Here is a 20,194-nt window from a genome sequence, read left to right on the forward strand (position 1 = left end):
GATGTATGTTAAACTTCATTTAATCAATGTTTTATTTCCTAACAGATGTGCGGTATGATACATCCCATGTTCGATAGCGGACACATTTTATATTCAGCTGCCCAACTATAGCTCTTGAATGTATTGAGCAAGAAGATTCTGAATATCAGTGTTTGAACCTGCATGAAGGCTCAAAAATGTAGTAAAGCAGAAAATAAAAGTGTTTAATAGTAAACAACACTATCAAGCAGATTTAAAATTGAATCCTTAAAGGATTACAGTCATTCAACCCGAACTTTTATCCCATTGAAACTGAAAGCTGATTGCTGATTGCTGAAAGCTCTTCTCTAATTAATCTTCAGCTCTAAAACTCCCATTTATTAAATTTACAACTGAAAACAAACCACTATCCACGATCCGGCCTAAAGCCTATACATGAAACCCTTCCTGCATGTTCTCCGTGACAACCTGTCCATCGAACAGATGGATGACGCGCCGTGCATAATCGGCGTCGTGGGGTGAGTGGGTTACCATCACGATGGTGGTTCCCTTGTCGTTAAGTTCGGCCAGCAGCTTCATCACCTCATCACCGTGGTCGGAGTCGAGGTTTCCGGTCGGCTCATCGGCGAGAATCAGTTTGGCGTCGGCAACGGTGGCACGGGCTATAGCAACGCGCTGCTGCTGTCCGCCGGATAACTGCTGGGGAAAGTGGTTGCGCCGGTGCATCATACCCATTCGGTCGAGAGCGGCCTCCACCTTCTCTTTTCTGGTTTTGGTATCCTCGCCCAGATAAAGCAGCGGCAGCTCCACATTTTCAAATACGGTAAGTTCGTCAATCAGATTAAAGCTCTGAAAGATAAAGCCGATATTCCCTTTACGCAGCTGTGCCCGTTCCCTTTCACTATGATTAGAGATTTCGTGGCCAAGGAAGTGATACTCACCGGAACTTGGATTATCCAACAGACCCATAATATTCAGGAGCGTTGACTTCCCGCACCCGGATGGACCCATGATAGCACAAAACTCCCCTTCCTTAATTTCAAGGTTCACATTACTCAGCGCAGTCGTCTCCACCTCTTCGGTGGTGTATATCTTTTTAAGATTTTTTGTTTGGATCATAGTGGTGGGGTTGGATTTATCTTTTAAAAAAGTATTGTAAGGAAATCGACCTTATGGGTTCTTAATAATACGAGTTTGTGTCGGTTGTTAGTGGTCAGTTGTTCATTGTTCTTCATAACGAAACTCAAAATTAACTTATATGAGTAAATCAAATTTTGAAAAACTGGAAGTGTATCAGTTGTCGGAAAAATTATCGGATTTAATATGGTCAATAATTGTCAGGTGGAATTACTTTGAAAAAGAAACCATAGGCAAACAGTTGGTTAATGCAACCGACAGTATAGGAGCCAATATCGCCGAAGGATCCGGACGCGGTACATTCAAAGACAATAAACGCTTTGTTAAAATAGCACGCGGATCCCTTTATGAAACCAAATACTGGATTAAAAGAGCCTATAAAAGAAATCTTATTGCAACTAATCATATCGGTGAATTAGATCCAATCATTAAAGAACTTAGCCCAAGATTAAACGCCTATCTCAATTCCATCGGCAAAAAACAATCCAAAAATTAAGTTCATTACAACACACAACTAACTACTGACGACTGACATTATCAGCTGACAACTGACAGCTTCTAGCCCTCAGCAACGCGCTACTCCAGAACAAGAACCTCATTCTCCCCAAACGTACTATAGCTTGAGGTGATGACCTGTTCTCCGGGTTCGAGGCCGGACTGTACTTCAAAATAGTCGGGATTCTGGCGGCCCAGGCGTATTTCACGGCGGTAAGCGCGGCCTTCCGCTTCATCCAGCACAAAGATCCAGTTGCCGCCTGTGGTCTGGTAAAAGCCTCCCCGGGGTATCTGTACCGCTGTTGCCGACTCTCCCAGCTCCAGGCGTATCCGCAGCGTCTGTCCGCGTCGCAGGTTGCCGGGCGACTCATTTACAAATTCCATATCCACTTCAAATTGTCCGTTCAAAATCACAGGATATATTTTGGTGATTACAAGTTCGTGGGTTTCACCATCGAACGTAAATGTGCCTTCCAGGCCGGGGATGATGCGCGACAAATGAAATTCATCGATCGAAACCCGAACCTTGTAATCATCCAGGATATCGACCTGCCCGATCCGTTCTCCGCGATTAATCGACTGCCCCTGATTTAATTCCACCGTGCTCAGCTGTCCGCCAATCGGAGCGGTAACTACCAGGTTTTCCAGAATCTGCTGTACGGCATTCAAATTCTGGTACATCCGCTCCTCCGACTCATTAAGCTGCCGCTCCTGCGTAATGGCCTGCACGGAGTCTTTTTGAAACGACTCGCTGGTCAGATCGTAGCGCCTTTTCTGGTATTCGTAATTTTCACGGGTCGTCTCAAACTCCTCCTCCGAGATGAGGCTGTCTTTCATCAGCGTTTGCTGCCGTTCAAAGCGCTGCTTCAGTATTTCCATCTGTGATTTTGCATTGGCGAGCTGTTCCTGCAGCCTGAGGGTATTCTGCTCCAGGTTCAGACGCGAATTCCGCACGTTGTTAATCTGGTCGTACAAGCCCGAGGTTTGCTGCATTACCTGAAGCTGAAGGCCTGAATTGGCCAGCGTCAGTATGGTATCGCCCTCCTGAACGGTACTGCCCGATTCCCTGAAAACATTCTGAACCACTCCGCCCTCAATAGCGTCCAGATAAATAGTCTGTATGGGCTGAACCGTGCCGGTTACCTGTATATACTCCTGAAAAGACTCCTCCGAAACGGTCGCAACCGTGATCCTTTCGCGGTCTACATTCAGTGTGGATCTCACATCCATAAACCAGATAGCATAGATGCTGAATCCGGCAAACACCAGAATCGCAGCCAGTATGAGCAGCCGTTTTGGAGTCCATGTTTTCTTTTCAATTTTTCGATCCATTCCCATAATTCGTAATACTGATACTGAAAAAAATTCGGATACTGCACTGCAGCCTGCATATTCTATCGGGTATACTGACAACAAGCGTGCCAAAGTCTTAACCTACCTAAAAATGCCTGCAGGGAGTATATGATATCATAAAATGTCCGAAATGTAACAGAATGTGTTCGATTTCGTACATTGATTCCGTGCAATAAGCCGGCAAGAGGTCTGCCCGGAGTCTTTCACTTATACGGTTATTCACTGTTCCTCTTCAAAATCAAATTCATTTCCATTTTCATAAAAAATTCAAGCCATGGGCCAACCGGAACATAAGCTGCAAATTCTTATCGCCGACGATGACAAGGATGTTCTGCAAGCTGCAAAGTTACTCTTAAAACAGTATTCGCAACAGGTTGACACGTTAAGCGACCCCAATCAAATACCACAATATTTTGAAAAAACCCAATATGACGTGGTGCTGCTGGATATGAATTTTAACAACAATGTAAGCAGCGGCGAGAAAGGATATTACTGGCTGGAAAAGATACAGAAAATGAGTCCATCCACCGCCGTCGTTCTGATCACTGCCTATGGTGATGTTGACAAAGCCGTGAAGGCCATCAAGCTGGGTGCAACCGATTTTGTGCTGAAGCCCTGGCAGAATGAAAAGCTTCTTGCCACGGTTTTTGCCGCCGGAAATCTGAGCTCATCCAGAAAGGAAGTAATTGAGCTGCGTTCCAGGTTCAATACTCTCCAAAGAGATCTGGAACAACCCTATCAGGATATCATCGGCAGCAGCGCACCCATGCAAAAGGTATTTGAAACTATCGAAAAAGTAGCCAAAACTGATGCCAACGTGCTGATTACCGGCGAAAACGGAACCGGCAAGGAGCTTGTGGCCCGCGCGCTCCACCGGCGATCGGAACGCAGTGAACAGACATTTGTAACGATCGACATGGGTGCGCTGACGGAGAATTTATTTGAAAGCGAGCTCTTTGGTCATGAAAAAGGAGCCTTTACCGACGCCAAAGAGGCCCGTGCAGGCCGGTTTGAAGTGGCATCGGACGGAACCCTTTTTCTGGATGAGATCGGCAACCTGCCGCTTCACCTTCAGCCCAAACTGCTCTCCGCACTGCAAACCCACACTATTTACAGGATCGGCTCCAATAAGCCTGTGAAGATTGACATTCGGCTGATATGTGCTACCAATGAGTCTCTTCATGCCCTTGTGGATGAGCAAAGGTTCCGGCAGGATCTGCTATATCGTATCAACACCATTGAAATCAACATTCCACCGCTTCGGAATCGATTGGAGGATATTGATCTGCTTGCAGAACATTTTCTGGATCGCTACTCCAAAAAGTACAAGAAAGAGGATATGAGTCTGACAGAAGACGCGCTTTCAGCACTGAAAAGCTACGATTGGCCGGGAAATATCCGTGAACTGGAACACAGCATTGAACGAGCCGTAATTCTCAGCGACAGCAAACAGATTACCGGCAGTGATTTTATGCTGAAAAACCCCGGCCACGAATCCGCTTCCATGCAGGATCTTAATCTTGATGATCTGGAAAAGACAGCCGTTCGCAGAGCGCTGGAAAAGCATGAAGGCAATATTTCAAGGGCGGCCGAAGAACTGGGGCTTACCCGGACATCTCTCTATCGACGTATGGATAAATATGATCTTTAAAACATTCAGGTTAAAACTCATACTTCGGGTATGTTTGCTTGCACTGACGCTGGCTGTTCTTATCTACCTTTGGCTGGAAACGGAATTCTATGTCAGCATGACGCTTCTGGCGGTGGTTGTTTTGATTCAGATTGTATCCCTCATCGGGTTTATTGAAAAAACAAACAGGCTGCTGACCCGGTTTCTGGATGCTATACGGTATTCCGATTTTACGGGAAACTTTTCTGACAGCGGACTTGAAAGCAATTTTGGTGAACTTAACAGGGCGTTTTCTGATGTACTTGAAAAGTTCAGGGAAGAGCGAAGTGAAAAGGAAGAGACTTTACGATACCTGGAAATGGTTGTTCAGCATATCGGAACCGGTCTTATCTGTTTTAATTCGGATGGGGAGGTAGTGCTCATGAACCGTTCTGCCAAAAAGCTTTTCCCCAACATTCAAATACGCAGCATTCAATCCTTTGTTAACGTTTCTGAATCGTTTGCAGGATCACTCGCAGCAATGGGTGATGACGGCAGAACGCTGCAGCGAGTTGAAACCGGAGCAGAGGTACTTGAGCTGGCGCTGCACTCCGCTGAATTCCGGATTCGCGGAGGAGTTTACAAGCTGATCTCTTTTCAGAATATTCAATCGGAATTGGAGGAGAAAGAGCTTGAATCATGGCAGAACATCACAAAAGTTCTCGCACATGAAATTATGAACTCCATAACTCCTATTGCATCCCTCTCTTCAACGGTGCACTCCCTGATTCAGTCTGAGGCCGTTCATGACGGAGACCGGTCGTCCATTGACAGGGAAACGCTTCAGGATATTGATGAAGCGCTCCAGACAATCAATAACCGCTGCCACGGTCTGATGCGTTTTGTAAACTCCTACAGGGATTTCACCCAGATTCCGGAACCGGATGCTGAATCGTTTGAAGTAGAACGGCTGCTTGCCAGGGTGATTCAGCTGATGAAAGGAGAATTTGAAAACCGGCGGGTGGAGAGCGAAACCATAACCGAACCGCCGGACCTACAGCTGTTTGCCGACCCCCAGCTGATAGAGCAGGTGATCATCAATATCACAAAAAATGCCCTTCAGGTTCTGGAAGGATGTGAGGGTGCCCGGGTTCGGTTCAGGGCCGGAATAAACGATGCCGGAAGAGTTGAAATCAGTATTGAGGATAATGGTCCGGGCATGGAGAAGGAAATTCTAAACCGCATTTTTATTCCCTTTTACACCACCCCGTCCGGCAATCAGCCCGTACACGGAAGCGGAATCGGTCTTAGCCTTTCCAGGCAAATCATGCGAAACCACGGCGGCTCACTGCATGCGGAAAGTGAACCGGGTAAAGGGACTGTGTTTACGATGAGGTTTTGAGGATTTAGTTTGTGGTTAGTTGCTGGCAAATAGTTGTTTTTTGTTGAAGCCTTGTTCAGTATCCAATTGGCAGTTGGCATTTTGCAGTTCGCAACTTTTGACAAGAGTGAATGAAGCGAACATGATTTAAACTACGTATTTGATACTTCCCGATTCTATTCCTGAGTGAAATGGTAAGAGTTGCCAATTGAAAACTGCCAACTGCTTGACTATCCTTTGTAAACCACTACTTCACATCGAACCCGGTCTGCTTCAAAGCACCCTGTGCCTGAGTGACGGAAGCCGTTTTCGAACCTCATCCAGAGCCCCACGGTCGAATTCTGCGGTTACAAAACCGGGTTTATCATTGCTATCCAATACGGCGAGCACCTCGCCCCAGGGATCAATGATCATAGAATGACCCCACGTTTTTCGATGGGTTCCGTGCAGTCCGCACTGGGCGGGAGCCATCACATAGCAGCTGTTTTCAATGGCTCTTGCCCGAAGCAACACTTCCCAATGTGCTTCACCGGTTGGCCGGGTGAATGCGGAGGGAACGGCTATCAGGTCTGCACCCTGAATAACCAGACGTCTGTAAAGCTCCGGAAACCGAATGTCATAGCAGATTGTGAGACCTGTTGCAGGCATTTGTTCGTTATCAGGCTTATATACCACCGCTTCAGCCTTGCCGGCTTCCACGGTTTCAGACTCCCGCCAGGTCTCCTCATCCGAAAGATCCACATCGAACAGGTGAATTTTATCATATGAGGCGACAAAGTCGCCATTTGGATCTACAACAACCGCACGGTTGAATACCTTCCCTTTTCCGGCAGGCACCGGATAGCCGCCGCCAAGGATTGTCGCACCAAATTCCCTTGACCAGTCAGGCAGTGCTTTTTCCACTTTGCCTGAGATCTCGGCTGCCTGCTCCAGCTTCTGTTTTTCGTCTCCCAGAAACGCAAAGTTCTCCGGCAGAGAGATAAAGACGGCCCCGGAATCGGCGGCCTGCTTAACCCACCCGTATGCTTGTTCCAGACTTTGATCGGTGTCGGGCTGACTATTAAGCTGTACCGCCGCTATTTTGACTTTATCCATGGTCTGTTCTGTTCCGTTATCAGAAGATATGCGGTTTAATTTACCTGCGGTATTACCGTGGCCTGCCATGCAACGGCTTTCCACTCACCATTCCGTTTCTGAAAGGTTCCAGTATTATAGTAATACCGGGTTCCTTCCTCTCCCGGAGTATTGAACCGCGCAATCAGTCGGAATGCCACAACGGCCATATCATCATATACATTTATCTGCACCTGATCGGCATCATATTCCGTTTCAGGCTCCACCGACCTGTCGGGCGTGCCGCTCAGTCCGTTCATAATAACTGCCTTTCCGTTTCGGGTACCGTTTGAACCGGTATAGATAAGGTCTTCGGCCCAAAAGCGGTTGTGGGTTGCAGGATCATCATAGGATGCGCCCTCCAGAAAATCATAAAGCAGCGTTGAAAGAAGCTCTTTTTCATCCTCATTATCATTCGATTGTGCGATGACCAAAGCGGGTACACTGATACATGCACAAAGCAGGAGCAACAGAACAGGTGTCAATCTTTTCATCAGAGGTCTGGCGATTTGGAGTCAGGTTGATTGGAATCATTATGATATGAAAACGGGGCCATTAAACAAATTTCGGGGCAGGAGGGGTGAATCCCCCGATCGTGTATGAAGCCCAGCGTCCGCTGGACTGAGTTCAGAGTGGCGATCCGGGTTGCCCGCCCAAGACCCAATTCCTTTGACAAAAGGACGACACACCCAAGCCGGTGCTTAAGCTCCGGCGATCAGGTTCGAGAGATGAACCCCAACATCCGCTGGACTGAGTTCAGGGTGGTGATCCTGAGTGCCCGCCCAACATCCAAGTCCTTTGACAAAAGGACGACACACCCAAGCCGGTGTTTTAGCTCCGGCGATCAGGTTCGAGAGATGAACCCCATCATCCGCTGGACTGAGTTCAAGCTGGCGATCCGGTTTGCCCTCCCAACATCCAAGTCCTTCGACAAAGGACGACATACACAAGTCGGTGCTTCAGCTCCGGCGATCAGGTTCAAGGGATAAATCCCATCATCCACTGGACTGAGTTCAGGGCGGCGATCCGGGTTGCCGGCCCAACATCCAAGTCCTTTGGCAAAAGGACGACACACCCAAGCCGGCGCTTTAGCCCCGGCGCTTGAGGTGAGGAAAATCAGCCAGCCCGTTCCGCCATTTCCATCCAAATCATCGTTTTCTCATCAATCTCTTCCGCAAGGGAAGCATAGCGTTCAGAGCTTTCACGAATCTCATCCGGATTCAGGCTCCCGCTGCCCAGATTTTTTTCTATATCCGATTTTTCTGCCTCGAGCTCTTCGATCTGCTTTTCAAGTTTTTTGAACTCTTTCTGCTCACTATATGACAGCTTTGATGGGTTGCTGTTTTTTTCTTCCGGCTGTTTTTTATTCGGAACCTTCACCGACTCTGACTCACGTTTTTCACGCTTTTTAGCTGCTTCTTCATCCTCTTTCATCTGGCGGTATTCAAGGTAGGTCCCGTGGTGGTCGCGAATCACTCCGTTACCTTCGAAGACAAAGTAGTGATCAGAAAGTTTATCCATAAAAAAACGATCGTGTGACACCAGAATCAGGCAGCCCCCAAATCCGAGCAAAAATTCCTCCAGTTTCTGGAGGGTGTACAGATCCAGATCATTGGTAGGCTCATCCAAAATGAGAAAATTGGGATTTTGAATAAGCACCATCATCAAAGCAAGCCTTCTGCGCTCACCCCCACTCAGCTTCTCAACCGGGGTGTATTGCAGCGAACCGGGAAACATAAAGTGCTCCAGAAATTGTGTGGCTGAGAGCTGAGTGCCGTCGGCCATCATAATCACGGATGCTACATCCTTAATGATATCAATTGCACGTCTGCCCTCCTCAAACGAAGTTTCCTGCTGCCGGTAGTGCCCGAACTGTATGGTTGCACCTGTTTTTACTGTTCCTGCATCGGGCTCCGCCTCTCCGGTTATGATCTTCAGAAAAGTGCTTTTTCCAACGCCGTTACTCCCGATTATTCCTATCCGCTCCCCTTTGTTGAATGAGTAGCTGAAATCACTCAGCAGAACTGTATCACCATAGGCCTTACTGATATGTTCCAGCTCCAGTACCTGGCCGCCTATGCGCTGCATCGACACATCAAGCTCCAGCTCCGTCGTGTCTTTTGATCGGCCTGCTTTCTCTTTGGTTTCGTAAAATGCGTCGATCCTTGATTTTGACTTGCCTGTTCGCGCTTTAGGCTGTCGCCGCATCCACTCAAGCTCCTTCTTATAGAGCTGGCCGGCTTTTCTGATTCCCGCCTGTTCAACCTCCTCGCGTTCTGCTTTTTTCCTGAGGTAGTATGCATAGTTACCCTTGTGATGGTAGAGGTTGCCTGCATCCATCTCAATTATATGATTGCAAACCCTGTCGAGAAAGTAGCGATCATGCGTCACCATCAAGAAAGTAATGTTTGACGCTGAAAGATATTCTTCCAGCCACTCGATCATATCGATATCAAGATGGTTGGTGGGTTCATCAAAGATCAGAAGATCCGGGTTGCCGATCAGTGTAAATGCAAGGGCTACGCGTTTTCTTTCACCACCCGAAAGCGTACTTATAGTGCGTTTAAGATCGTGAATATCCAGCTTGCTTAGGATCTGTTCCATCCGCTGTTCATAATCCCATCCGCCGACGCTGTCCATTTCTGCCACAGCATTCATGTAGGCCTTCTGAGTTTTTTCGTTAAAGTCGGCTGCCTGTGCCTCCACAGCTTCCTCATAGCGCCGCACAGTCTGAGCAATATCCGAATCACCCTGAGTGATATACTGCCTGATAGACATGCCGGGCTCCAGTTCAGGTTCCTGTTCCAGGTAGCCCAACCGGATATTATTTTGAAGCATCACCTTGCCCGAATCCTGAACCTCCCCGCCGGCGATAATCTTCAAGAGCGTCGATTTACCTGTGCCGTTTGGTGCTATTAGGGCGGTTTTATCTCCTCTTGAGATTCCAAATGTGATATGTTCAAACAAAACCTTCGTTCCAAAATTCTTGGACAGGTTTTCAACAGTGAGATATGTCATTCAGCTATATGGGGGCAAAAAATGTTTGATGATCAGTAAACGGTTTTAAAAATAGGATATTTTTGTCAACTCTTTATGCGATCTGTCACGAGGGTTAAAACCGACCTGACAGCATTTCCTGTGCTTTTCCGGAATTCTGTCAGCGTCGGGACGGTCTCGATTCTCGATTTTGCCGAAAACTGCATTCCAAGTCCAAACGGTACCCGACACTGTCAGAACCGGTGGGTGCTGACAGTCCGGGGGGAAGTTCCTTGTTGAAAATCACAGTACACTCGATTAGATTTATAGAAATAAAAATTGAGAGAAAACTATACCAAAATAATATGGTACCAATCGAAGAGGGGAACTTCTACCATCTGTATAACCGGGGAGCAAATAGATCAAAAATATTTTGGTCTGATTCGGATTTTAGAAAGTTTATCGAGCTTTATCGCTTTTATTTATACCCTGCTGTTGAGACTTACTCCTGGTGTTTGTTGAGAAATCATTTCCATTTCCTGGTCAGGGTAAGAACGAAAGAAGATCAAACAGAGCTTTTTAAACGTGACCGCGAACTTTTTAAGGCCGGATTCTTTCATGGAAAATTAAATCCTGCAACCAGTCCTTACAATGTATCAAGGCAGTTGAGCCACCTCATGAATCGTTACACAAGATTCATCAATAAAAAGAGACAGCGATCCGGAACACTGATCCAGGGACCGATTAAAAGGAAACATATAGCAAATGAGGCTTATTTTTTAAACTTAATCTGCTATATACATAAAAATCCCATTCATCATGGCATTGTGGATAATTATAGCAGCTACCTACACTCATCTTACAAAGACATAATTGGCACCCATCCAACTTTTATGGAAAGAGATAAGATTCATGATCTTTTTGGAGGGATACATGGCTTTTTATCAGCACATCAGGAATATAAGCTAGATATGGATATCGATTAGAAATATTACCAGAGCTACATTTCAAGCCCTAACGGTGCCCAACGCTGTCAGATCCGGTGGGTGCTGACAGGTTGGGGTTACTTACTCCCCGCGCAAGCTGTCTGTGGGATTGAGCAGGGCGGCTTTGACCGATTGTGAACTGATGGTAAGGAGGCTGATCGCCATGGTTACTATCAGGCTTGCTATAAACGTGAGAATCAAATAGCGGGCGATACTGATCTGATAGGGAAACAAGTCAAGCCATCTGCTGATACCGATCCACACCAGCGGCAGCGCAACCAGGTGCCCGGCCACAACCAGTTTCAGGTAGTCTTTCGACAGCAGCATGAAAACGCCGGGTGCCGAGAGGCCCAGCGTTTTTCTAATTGCGATCTCTTTTTTGCGCCGGTTCACTGAGTAGGAAATCAGCCCCAAAAGTCCCAGGCATCCGACCAATATGGCGAGTGCCGAGAAGGTGCCCAGAACTCCGGCCAGTTTCTCCTCACTGCTGTAGATCTGGTTCAGCCGATCGTCCAAAAAGAAGTAGTCAAACGAATGTGTACGATCCACACTTCCCCAGATCTCCTGAAGTTCGGCGATGGCATCAGAGGGATCGCCGGGTGCCAGCCTGATTTTCATGTATTCAATATTCGAAACAAACTGGCTCAGATTTGCAGGCAGCTCCATAATGAGCGGTTCCAGTTCGCGTCGAAGCTGGGTGTGGTGAAAGTTTTCAGTTACACCGATCACGGACATCACCTGCTCCTCAAAGCGAAAACTTTTGCCGATGGCATCAGCGGGTTCACCCCAGTTCAGATAATCAACCATCTCGCGGTTTATCAGCACCGCCTGAGATTCATCGGTCTGAAATTCACGGGAAAATGTTCTGCCCGCCAGCAGCGGAATATTCAGCGTTTCCAGAAAGTCGTGCAGCACAAAAATCTTTGCAAATGAGGGTGTGTCATCCGCAGAGAACCCTTCAGGCGTGATGTTGTAGGTCAGAAAGTCTTCATCGCCCATTACCATTTTTGAACCGGTTACACTAACAACGCCTGAATGCGCCAGTGCACGCTCCTTGAAGGCATCATAGGACCACACCGCACTGGTCATGGCCATCGGCACCACAAGCACCTGCTCCTTGTCAAATCCCATGTCTTTCTGCTGAAGATAATTGTATTGAAACCACGACATGGAAGTGGCAACCAATAGAAACGCGGTTATCGAAAATTGAAATACCACGAGAAACTTCCGGACCCTTTCACCATTCTTACCGGCTGCAAGCTTGCCCCTGAGGCTTTCAATGGGGCGCAGCGAAGAAAGAACCGTTGACGGATAGAAACCTGATAAGGCCGATACAATCAGAATGAAAATCAGAAATATGCCAATCCATTGAAAAGCACCAACCCCCGAAAGCGTAATTTCACGTCCCGTAAATACCGAAAATAGCGGTTGAGCAGCTGCAAGCAGTACAGCTGCCAGGATTACGGCAAACAGGATGTAGATCATCGATTCCAGAATGAACTGAAAGATCAGGGCTCTCCTTTCGGCCCCCAATACTTTTCTCATACCCACTTCCCTCGAGCGATACATGGCCCCGGCTGTGGATAAGTTGATGAAATTAATGCATGCGATTACCAGAATAAGAAGCGCGATACCTGAGAACAGCCATACATTCGCATAGCTGCTGTTGGGAGCAATTTCAGCCTCAAGGTCCGAGTGAAGCCAGATATCCGTCAGTGCCTGAAGATTGAGTTCAACGGTTTCCGTTTCCGTGAAAAATTCCGCGTAGTACTGATCTGTAAATTCACCAAAACGCTGCAATAGACCATCAGGTTGCGAACCTTCGGTTAGAAGAATATATGTCCATACCGGGTTGGATCTCCATCTCGATGTGAGCTCATCGTAATTCCGCCACATTCCCCGTAAGCTTTCGAACGAAGCCAGCATCTCCGGACGAAAATGGCTGTTAACGGGCCATTCGTCCATCACAGCGGTCACGGTAAGAGCAATCCGGCCTTCCAGTGCCAGCGTCTCTCCCACCGGGTTATCATCCCCGAAATAGAGGCTCGCAATTTCTTCGGTTATGATTACCGTGTTGGGCGCATCCAGCCCTCCCTCGGGATCACCGGACAGAATATTAACGTCAAACAGTTTCATAACGGATGCATCTGTAAAATAGAACCGGTCCTGCCGTACAATTTGTCGGTTTTTGGGATTCGAAATGGAGATTCTATCCTGTCGCAGGTTATAAAACCGTACCCCATCCTCTACCATTGCCGGGAAATCATTGATAAGCGCATCTTTCAGAGGAAACGGCGTGGTAGCCGCCTCGCCGGCTTCACCTTCAAATACAATCGATTGGCTCACCCTGTACAGCCTGTCTGCATGAGTATATTCACGATCGAAGGATCGTTCATCGACTACATAAAGTGCGATCAGAACGCAACAGGCTATCCCAACTCCAAGACCTACCACATTGATCAGGGTATAGACAGGATTCTTCCTGCTGTTTCGGAGTGCAATCTTTAGATAGTTTTTTAACATGCAATCGGATTATCCCTTCATAACACCTTTATCTTGACAAGAGAAAATTTCATTCAAAGTGTTACAAGTTTGCCGGCCCAGATTCATTAATAAGAAATTTCTAATGAACCGGCATTGATCAGAGCTCTTATCCTGATGGTGCGTAGGGGTATAGCTACTCCGGATAAAACCTATTTCACTGTGATCAGATATCCGGCCGGAATACCCGGCTGATCGCGGACGGGAAAAGATCCATTCGATTCTTACCTTTCAAACCATGTACGACCCGACTTTTATGCTGAAGCTTGTGCAAGCCAGAATGCCCTTCGGAAGGTTCAAGAATCGTTATATTACCGAACTTCCGGTAAGTTACCTGGAGTGGTTTGCAAGAAAGGGATTTCCAAAAGGAGACCTTGGGCAGTATCTCTCAACCATGTACGAGATAAAGATTAACGGGCTCGAATCCATTCTCACCCCCATTATCCGTTCCGGGAGAAAAAATACCGAATGACTTCAATCCCTGTTTGGTTTTCACAGTCCCTTAGTATTATTTCCTTACTATTCGCGCTATTCCATTTTTCCAAATGCACAAATTAAGACACCATGCTAGTTCTTGTTATCAACTGCGGCAGTTCTTCTGTTAAGTACAATCTCATTGAAACATCAGACGAAACAGATATTTGCAAGGGACTGATTGAACGAATTGGTGCCGTTACGTCTATCGTAAAACATGAGCCGACTGACAAAAAACACACCAAGCATACGCGCGTCATATCCAACCACGGTGAAGCGCTGCAGGAGATTATGAGTTATCTGCTGAATCCGGATAATGAAATCATCTCTTCTCCGGCCGATATCAAGGCAGTGGGGCATCGCGTGGTGCACGGAGGCGAAATGTTCAAGGACTCGGTGCTGATTGACGATGATGTAACCGAAGCGATCGAGCACGCTTTCGACCTGGCGCCGCTTCACAATCCACCGAACCTGAAGGGAATCGAAGCAGCAAAACAGCATCTGCCCGATGTTCCGCACGTTGCCGTTTTTGATACGGCTTTTCATCACTCGCTGCCGCCGCACGCGTACCTGTACGGTATTCCGAACCGCCTCTACCGCCGCTATAAAATAAGGCGTTACGGGTTTCACGGAACCTCCCACTACTACGTAAGCCGCCAATACTACAAGGTAACGGACAAGCCCGTAGCCGATACGAAGGTTATCACCTGTCACCTGGGCAATGGCGCATCCGTTGCCGCCATAGACGGCGGTAATTCGATTGACACCTCTATGGGTTTTACGCCGCTGTCAGGACTGGTGATGGGCACGCGAAGCGGTGATATCGACCCTTCCATTCTTTTCTACATTGTTGAGAAAGAGGAGCTGCCCTTGAACAGCCTGCATGCACTTCTGAATCGACACAGTGGCCTTCTTGGACTCAGCGGATATGCCAGCGACATGCGCGATCTGATATCGGAAGCGAATAACGGAGACCGCAGATGTCAGCAGGCAATTGATGTGTTTTGTTACCGGATTAAACAGTATATAGGCTCCTATATCGCATCCCTGAACGGATGCGATGCCATAATTTTTACTGCCGGAATTGGCGAGAACTCACCGCTGATCCGGAAACAGTCGCTTCAGGATATGGAGTACCTGGGAATCAAAATTGATGACAGCCTGAATCAGAATGCAAAGTCGGGTGCGGTTCAGCGAATCAGCGCTTCCGATTCAAAAACTGAAGTTTATGTTGTTCCCACCAACGAAGAACTTGTAATAGCCATCGACACCGCAAAAATTGCGCAGGCTACCAATCAGTCTCCCTGGCTCTAACTCCTGACCGGTCAGTTCATCATGTCGGCAATGGTCTCCAGTTTTTCAGCCAGTCGGCTCACCGCATTCCGGAACCGATCCACTTCCCGGTTAAGCTCTTCGTCGCTGCGGCTGTCCTCAAGTGTGTAACGGATTCCGGGCAGCATCCATGAAGCATATCCGCTCCACGGATCGGTGGATGAGTAAAGTGACTGCTGCCAGCGGCTGAACGGCAGGCCCTCTTCTTCCAGAAAAGAACGCTCCAGGCTGATCATCTCCCGGTTGATTTGTTCGAGAAGCTCCTTACCCGGCCCGGAATCCAAAAAGACCTTCATTCCATTCTCTATCTCTCTGGCCGCTGCCTCCACCCTGCTTAATTCATCTCTTAACTCCGCCGTTTCCACGGCTCGATCGAGCTCTTCCGCTCTATTCAGAATCGACTCCACATGGCCCGACATATCCGATGCATAGCGATTCAGGTCGTATGGAAGTATACCGGCATTGGCAAATCGAAGGGCCGTAACGCCATAGACTCCTGCAAGGGTTGGACCATACTGAAACGTGCTGTCAATAAACGATTCATAGAAATGAAACGAATCGTAATTGGAGTGGTAGATGGGCACATTGCCTGAAATAGACAATCCTGCTGATGGCACTCCGGCGTGCATATACAGGCCAACATGGTCGGAACCGCCGCCCAGGTTTCCAATGCCCGGTTCATCCTGTTGCGGTCTGATCCACGATTCATAAACCGTAGAGTCCGTATCGGGATGCGGTACCGCTTTGGATGCCTCCATGATGGCTTTTTTGAGTGATGGAGACGATGACGCCCTGAAATTGGGTCCCGTTACCGACATGTCTGCATTCAGATAGAGAATGGCATTTTCATGAAGCTCCTGTTTCAGCTCTTCCACCCATTCCGATGAACCGATCAGCATAAACTCTTCGGCATCCCAGTGGGCGATCATAATGCTTCTTTTTGGCCTGTAGCCGTTATTGACAAGCTCGCCCAGGCTTTCGGCAAGCGTGAGCAGCATGGCGGTGCCGCTGTTCGGATCAGTTGCACCAAACCCCCATGCATCGTGATGAGATCCCAGAATAATCCATTGATCCGGGTATTCACTGCCCGTTACCGTTCCGGTTACATTAGTTATGCGCGTATACTCTTTTGGCTGATCCACGGATACATTTACGGTCAATTCCGGTCCACCCGTCAATCGGTAGGTATAGGGCAGGCCTCCCTGCCAGCCCGACGGTACCGCCGGCCCTTCCATTCGGGAAAAGATCTCTTTGGCCGCGCCATACCCAATCGGGGCAACCGGTATGGTGTGAAAGGCAACGTCCTGCGAATCGAGACGCTGAGGGGTGTCATCGTTATCCAGGGGCAGTGCAGGCTCAAAGGGAGTAAGCGGATCACCGTAATAGTCGAGAGTTAGAAGGGAACCCCGCTGTATGGTGCTTTCGCTGCTGTGGCGGCCTTCGGGATACGTAAGGCCACTCATGTAACCGCCGTTTTCCGGATCGGTATAAATGATCAGCCCGGCCGCACCTGCTTCCTCCGCAAACTTTGCCTTGTATCCTCTGAAATTACCGCCATAGCGTGCAATTACAATTTTGCCGGTTACATCAATTCCCAACTCTTTCAGGCGCATAAAATCTTCCCTTGTTCCGAAATTTGCATACACAATCTCACCGGATGCTTCACCCGAGCCGCTGTAGGCGTTCCATCCGTGCACCAGCTCCGGGTGATCGGTGTAGGGATCCTCGTCCAGGATATACTCCTGGTTGTTCAGCGGCATTCGTATGGGGCGCACAATGGAAACACTGACATTTCCGGGTTTGGGCATCCATGCATCATAATCATAGTGATCAACTTTCAGGCCGGCTTCTTCCATTACGCGGCTCATATATTCAATTACATCACGGCTTCCTGCCGTGCCTGCAATGTGAGGCCTTTGCGTTAGCCGGTACAGATGTTCCCTGTACTTCTCAGGGGTATTCTTTCTGATTAGCATCTGCTCTGCCTCCAGCTGCCATTCGGCACGGTCTGTTCGGAATCCTTCCAGGCTGCCGTTTTGAGCCTGAGCCTGCAATGCTGCCGGGAGAAGAGTCAGGATAAGTGAGGATGTAAGTAAAGTGAGGATGTAATTTATCATAAGTACTGACTGATGACAGATAATTTAAAATTGTAGGGTGCGCTAAGAGTACTACAGAATCTGCAAAAAAATAATTAATTATCTGTTTCTGGGTATGAGTGTGGCGCTGATAACCTCATCCTGCCGGGTTCGGATGTTTTGCAGGATCTCTTCTGAGGGTTCAGAAGCAAGCTGAATGGTACAGCATGCGGTTTTTTTCCCATCAAAAATCACATTCTCAAGTTCCTGGGCATTGATATCGGCCAGCTTCAGTTCGCTCATTACATTAGCGATTACGCCCGGCTTGTCGAAGTGGCGGACCACCAGCTGCCAGGGTGCTTCCGTATGCTCGCAGCGGTTCAGCCAGTTTCTCACTTTGCCTTCTTTCATATAGCCCCTGACAATATCAACGGCATCATTCGCAACCGCCAGCTGGGCTTGTGTTGTGCTGGCTCCGATGTGGTGGGTGATATATACGTTATCAAGTGACTGAAAACGGCTGCTGAATTCCCCTTCCTTGAACTCCGGTTCATCCTCGAAAACGTCCAGTCCGGCCCGCAGCCTTCCGTTCTTTAACTCGTCAAAGAGCGCCTCTTCATCCACCACCTCAGCCCTTGAGGTGTTGATCAGCATACCGCCGTCTTTCAAATTTTCAAGCACCTCTTTTGAAACAGCTCCCCGCGTATCCTTATTGAGGGCCAGGTGAACGCTCAGAATGTCACAAGTGTCCGCAACGGTGGAGATGCTGTCTGCATACATGATGTCCATCTGTTCCGCCTCATCCGGCGTAAGGGATCTGGACCAGGCCACAACGGGCATTCCAAATGATTTGGCCCGTTTAATTACTTCACGACCTATCCGGCCGGTTCCCACAATGCCCAGAGTTTTTCCAAACAGCCCGTCGGCCTTGCTGTACGACGCTTTGTTCCATTGACCCTTTCTGAAATCCGATACATTATCCGGTATGGATCGGTCCAGTGAGAGGATCAGCCCCAAAGTGAGCTCCGCCACAGCAATGGCATTTTTACCCGGGCAATTTGCCACATAAATACCCTTGTCGCTGGCGGCAGACATGTCAATATTGTTTACGCCGGCGCCGGCCCTTACGATCAGGCTCAATTCCGGACTGTTGTCAATGCATTTCTTACTGACCACAGTTGATCTTACAATCAACACCTGAATATCTTTTAAGCCCTTATCAAGCTGTTCCGCAGTTGCCCCGGGCTCATCGGTGACCCCCAGGCCCAGATTTTTAAGCTCATCAACCGCTTCCCCGGGAAGTTTATCTGCTACGAATACATTCATCTGAGTCTCCTGTTATGGTACATGTTATGGTTTTGGAGTAATGTAGTGAAACACCGACGTTTCCTGAAAGAAACTTATGTTAACTCTTGCATGGGTCCCGGGGCAGGCTTATTTTGATACTAAAAATTTAGTATGAGTATTAAATCGCTGCTTTCAATACCCCTGCTGCTCATTTTTATGAGCGGATGCACGCTCTTCAGGCCATCCATCCAATCTCAACTGACCCCCATGGAAATGACTCGTATTCAGGGAGGCACCTTTACTATGGGAGATGTTTTCGAGGAGGGCAATGATGACTCACTGCCGCTTCATGAAGTGATCTTAAACGATTTCTATATCGGTACTTTTGAGGTAACCTATCAGCAATTCGATACTTTTGCGGATGTCACCAACCGGTCCCGGCCGCGCGATGACGGTCGGGGAAGAGGGAGCCGTGCTGTCGTTTATGTTGACTGGTACGATGCAGTTGACTTTTGCAAAACCTACGGATACCGTCTGCCGACCGAGCAGGAGTGGGAATACGCGGCGAGGTCCGGTGGTCTGAATCATCTCTATTCAGGCACGAGCAATCCCGACAGCCTCACGCATTATGCACGCTACTCCGACAACAGCGGAGCCTACACATTTGATGTGGGGACCAAGAGGCCCAACGATCTGGGGCTTTACGATATGAGCGGAAATGTATCGGAATTTGTAGGCGATTATTATCCATTCTTCAAAACCGATCCCGATTCCATTGAGTACTATCCGCTGGACGAAAGGGGCATGAGGGTAATACGCGGAGGAAGCTTTAACAGCTCACCCGAAAATGTTCTCAGAACCTACTGGAGAGTCGGGGTGCTGGCGGAACTGGGAGATCACACGCTTGGGTTCCGATGTGCCGTCTCAGCCGATGAGCGCTGAATAGCGTGAGACGGATTGTGCAAATTATCTAATTTTCTTTTACACCCACAGCCCTGATTGCATACGGCATTGCTTCCAGCCGCTCTTTCTGAATCGGCTGGCCTGTTTCCACGCAAATACCGTAGTTACCGCTGCCGATACGGTCGAGTGCTACAATGATCTGATCAAGTTTCTCTCTGTTCCTTTCGATAGACAGCATCACCTGCTCCTTATTCACTTCTCGCGTCGCCAGATCCCCCTGATGGTGGTCCTGAGAAGACTGCAGATCATCCGCATCTCCGCTGTAATCCTCATATCGTTCTTCCAGGGTTTGAATCTCTTTTTCGGTTTCCTCTTTCATTTTCAACAGTCGCTGTTCAAAATGAGCAAGTTCTTTTTCGGTAAGTGGTGAATTATCGGCTACTGATTGATTCATATCAAAAATATTGTGTTCTAAGTTATATGCCCCTATTAAATCAATGAACCTCAGATAGATATCGTTTCATCAAGCCATTGTCCTTTTTGCTTCTACCTA

16 protein-coding genes are annotated in these 20,194 nt (G+C 48.0%); 7 read left to right on the forward strand and 9 right to left on the reverse strand.

The genetic code is table 11. The features are described from left to right. Positions 1-408: 408 nt before the first annotated feature. The gene (locus DDZ15_RS02800; protein WP_109644615.1) at positions 409-1,098 is read right to left on the reverse strand and encodes an ABC transporter ATP-binding protein; all 690 of its coding nucleotides are present in this window, start codon (positions 1,096-1,098) and stop codon (positions 409-411) included. 139 nt (positions 1,099-1,237) lie between these two features. On the opposite strand from DDZ15_RS02800, the gene DDZ15_RS02805 reads away from it, so the two are divergent. Next, positions 1,238-1,612 carry a four helix bundle protein gene (locus tag DDZ15_RS02805; RefSeq protein WP_109644617.1) on the forward strand — a complete coding sequence of 125 codons (375 nt, stop codon included), beginning with the start codon at positions 1,238-1,240 and terminating at the stop codon, positions 1,610-1,612. Between the two features lie 80 nt (positions 1,613-1,692). Here the strand turns inward: DDZ15_RS02805 and DDZ15_RS02810 are convergent, their stop codons facing one another. Further along, the gene (locus tag DDZ15_RS02810) at positions 1,693-2,943 is read right to left on the reverse strand and encodes an efflux RND transporter periplasmic adaptor subunit (RefSeq protein WP_158278606.1); all 1,251 of its coding nucleotides are present in this window, start codon (positions 2,941-2,943) and stop codon (positions 1,693-1,695) included. 295 nt (positions 2,944-3,238) lie between these two features. On the opposite strand from DDZ15_RS02810, the gene DDZ15_RS02815 reads away from it, so the two are divergent. Next, positions 3,239-4,615, forward strand: a complete 1,377-nt coding sequence (locus tag DDZ15_RS02815; protein ID WP_109644620.1) for a sigma-54-dependent transcriptional regulator — start codon at positions 3,239-3,241, stop codon at positions 4,613-4,615. Next, entirely contained in the window at positions 4,605-5,975 is a 1,371-nt protein-coding gene (locus DDZ15_RS02820) for a sensor histidine kinase (protein WP_158278607.1), read from the forward strand. The genes DDZ15_RS02815 and DDZ15_RS02820 overlap by 11 nt, the downstream gene beginning before the upstream one ends. Before the next feature lie 252 nt (positions 5,976-6,227). On the opposite strand, the gene DDZ15_RS02825 is transcribed toward DDZ15_RS02820, so the two are convergent. The 3 genes from DDZ15_RS02825 to DDZ15_RS02840 all read right to left on the reverse strand — a co-directional run bounded on the left by DDZ15_RS02825 (position 6,228) and on the right by DDZ15_RS02840 (position 10,085). Continuing rightward, positions 6,228-7,049, reverse strand: a complete 822-nt coding sequence (locus tag DDZ15_RS02825; protein ID WP_109644622.1) for a carbon-nitrogen hydrolase family protein — start codon at positions 7,047-7,049, stop codon at positions 6,228-6,230. A gap of 35 nt (positions 7,050-7,084) precedes the next feature. Then, positions 7,085-7,561, reverse strand: coding sequence for a nuclear transport factor 2 family protein (locus DDZ15_RS02830; RefSeq protein ID WP_109644623.1), 477 nt, complete (start codon positions 7,559-7,561; stop codon positions 7,085-7,087). Positions 7,562-8,183: 622 nt separating this feature from the next. Further along, on the reverse strand, positions 8,184-10,085 hold the full coding sequence (locus DDZ15_RS02840; RefSeq protein WP_109644626.1) for an ABC-F family ATP-binding cassette domain-containing protein: 1,902 nt from the start codon (positions 10,083-10,085) through the stop codon (positions 8,184-8,186). Positions 10,086-10,408: 323 nt separating this feature from the next. On the opposite strand from DDZ15_RS02840, the gene DDZ15_RS02845 reads away from it, so the two are divergent. Continuing rightward, positions 10,409-11,029 (forward strand): hypothetical protein, encoded by a 621-nt coding sequence (locus tag DDZ15_RS02845; protein ID WP_146198496.1) that lies wholly within the window; start codon positions 10,409-10,411, stop codon positions 11,027-11,029. 81 nt (positions 11,030-11,110) lie between these two features. Here the strand turns inward: DDZ15_RS02845 and DDZ15_RS02850 are convergent, their stop codons facing one another. Next, on the reverse strand, positions 11,111-13,552 hold the full coding sequence (locus tag DDZ15_RS02850; RefSeq protein ID WP_109644629.1) for an ABC transporter permease: 2,442 nt from the start codon (positions 13,550-13,552) through the stop codon (positions 11,111-11,113). Positions 13,553-13,808: 256 nt separating this feature from the next. On the opposite strand from DDZ15_RS02850, the gene DDZ15_RS02855 reads away from it, so the two are divergent. Beyond that, on the forward strand, positions 13,809-14,042 hold the full coding sequence (locus DDZ15_RS02855) for a DUF3820 family protein (protein WP_109644631.1): 234 nt from the start codon (positions 13,809-13,811) through the stop codon (positions 14,040-14,042). A gap of 92 nt (positions 14,043-14,134) precedes the next feature. Then, the gene (locus DDZ15_RS02860; RefSeq protein ID WP_109644633.1) at positions 14,135-15,358 is read left to right on the forward strand and encodes an acetate/propionate family kinase; all 1,224 of its coding nucleotides are present in this window, start codon (positions 14,135-14,137) and stop codon (positions 15,356-15,358) included. An 11-nt stretch (positions 15,359-15,369) separates the two neighbouring features. Here DDZ15_RS02860 and DDZ15_RS02865 read toward each other — a convergent pair whose 3' ends face one another. Both DDZ15_RS02865 and DDZ15_RS02870 read right to left on the reverse strand, forming a co-directional pair. Beyond that, a complete protein-coding gene (locus DDZ15_RS02865) occupies positions 15,370-17,493 on the reverse strand; it encodes a M28 family peptidase (protein ID WP_109644635.1) in 2,124 nt (707 codons plus the stop codon). 78 nt (positions 17,494-17,571) lie between these two features. Further along, positions 17,572-18,777, reverse strand: coding sequence for a 3-phosphoglycerate dehydrogenase family protein (locus tag DDZ15_RS02870; RefSeq protein WP_109644637.1), 1,206 nt, complete (start codon positions 18,775-18,777; stop codon positions 17,572-17,574). Positions 18,778-18,909: 132 nt separating this feature from the next. Between DDZ15_RS02870 and DDZ15_RS02875 the strand changes: the two genes are divergently transcribed. After that, on the forward strand, positions 18,910-19,680 hold the full coding sequence (locus DDZ15_RS02875) for a formylglycine-generating enzyme family protein (protein WP_109644639.1): 771 nt from the start codon (positions 18,910-18,912) through the stop codon (positions 19,678-19,680). A 28-nt stretch (positions 19,681-19,708) separates the two neighbouring features. On the opposite strand, the gene DDZ15_RS02880 is transcribed toward DDZ15_RS02875, so the two are convergent. Then, the gene (locus DDZ15_RS02880) at positions 19,709-20,095 is read right to left on the reverse strand and encodes a TraR/DksA family transcriptional regulator (protein ID WP_109644641.1); all 387 of its coding nucleotides are present in this window, start codon (positions 20,093-20,095) and stop codon (positions 19,709-19,711) included. Positions 20,096-20,194: the final 99 nt, after the last annotated feature.

The sequence above is a fragment of the Rhodohalobacter mucosus genome, assembly GCF_003150675.1.
Lineage (GTDB): Bacteria > Bacteroidota > Rhodothermia > Balneolales > Balneolaceae > Rhodohalobacter > Rhodohalobacter mucosus.

Bases quoted from the DNA above. Each gene is read 5' to 3' on its own strand.
- DDZ15_RS02800 (WP_109644615.1), bottom strand. From the start codon at position 1,098: ATGATCCAAACAAAAAATCTTAAAAAGATATACACCACCGAAGAGGTG.
- DDZ15_RS02805 (WP_109644617.1), top strand. From the start codon at position 1,238: ATGAGTAAATCAAATTTTGAAAAACTGGAAGTGTATCAGTTGTCGGAA.
- DDZ15_RS02810 (WP_158278606.1), bottom strand. From the start codon at position 2,943: ATGGATCGAAAAATTGAAAAGAAAACATGGACTCCAAAACGGCTGCTC.
- DDZ15_RS02815 (WP_109644620.1), top strand. From the start codon at position 3,239: ATGGGCCAACCGGAACATAAGCTGCAAATTCTTATCGCCGACGATGAC.
- DDZ15_RS02820 (WP_158278607.1), top strand. From the start codon at position 4,605: ATGATCTTTAAAACATTCAGGTTAAAACTCATACTTCGGGTATGTTTG.
- DDZ15_RS02825 (WP_109644622.1), bottom strand. From the start codon at position 7,049: ATGGATAAAGTCAAAATAGCGGCGGTACAGCTTAATAGTCAGCCCGAC.
- DDZ15_RS02830 (WP_109644623.1), bottom strand. From the start codon at position 7,561: ATGAAAAGATTGACACCTGTTCTGTTGCTCCTGCTTTGTGCATGTATC.
- DDZ15_RS02840 (WP_109644626.1), bottom strand. From the start codon at position 10,085: ATGACATATCTCACTGTTGAAAACCTGTCCAAGAATTTTGGAACGAAG.
- DDZ15_RS02845 (WP_146198496.1), top strand. From the start codon at position 10,409: ATGGTACCAATCGAAGAGGGGAACTTCTACCATCTGTATAACCGGGGA.
- DDZ15_RS02850 (WP_109644629.1), bottom strand. From the start codon at position 13,552: ATGTTAAAAAACTATCTAAAGATTGCACTCCGAAACAGCAGGAAGAAT.
- DDZ15_RS02855 (WP_109644631.1), top strand. From the start codon at position 13,809: ATGTACGACCCGACTTTTATGCTGAAGCTTGTGCAAGCCAGAATGCCC.
- DDZ15_RS02860 (WP_109644633.1), top strand. From the start codon at position 14,135: ATGCTAGTTCTTGTTATCAACTGCGGCAGTTCTTCTGTTAAGTACAAT.
- DDZ15_RS02865 (WP_109644635.1), bottom strand. From the start codon at position 17,493: ATGATAAATTACATCCTCACTTTACTTACATCCTCACTTATCCTGACT.
- DDZ15_RS02870 (WP_109644637.1), bottom strand. From the start codon at position 18,777: ATGAATGTATTCGTAGCAGATAAACTTCCCGGGGAAGCGGTTGATGAG.
- DDZ15_RS02875 (WP_109644639.1), top strand. From the start codon at position 18,910: ATGAGTATTAAATCGCTGCTTTCAATACCCCTGCTGCTCATTTTTATG.
- DDZ15_RS02880 (WP_109644641.1), bottom strand. From the start codon at position 20,095: ATGAATCAATCAGTAGCCGATAATTCACCACTTACCGAAAAAGAACTT.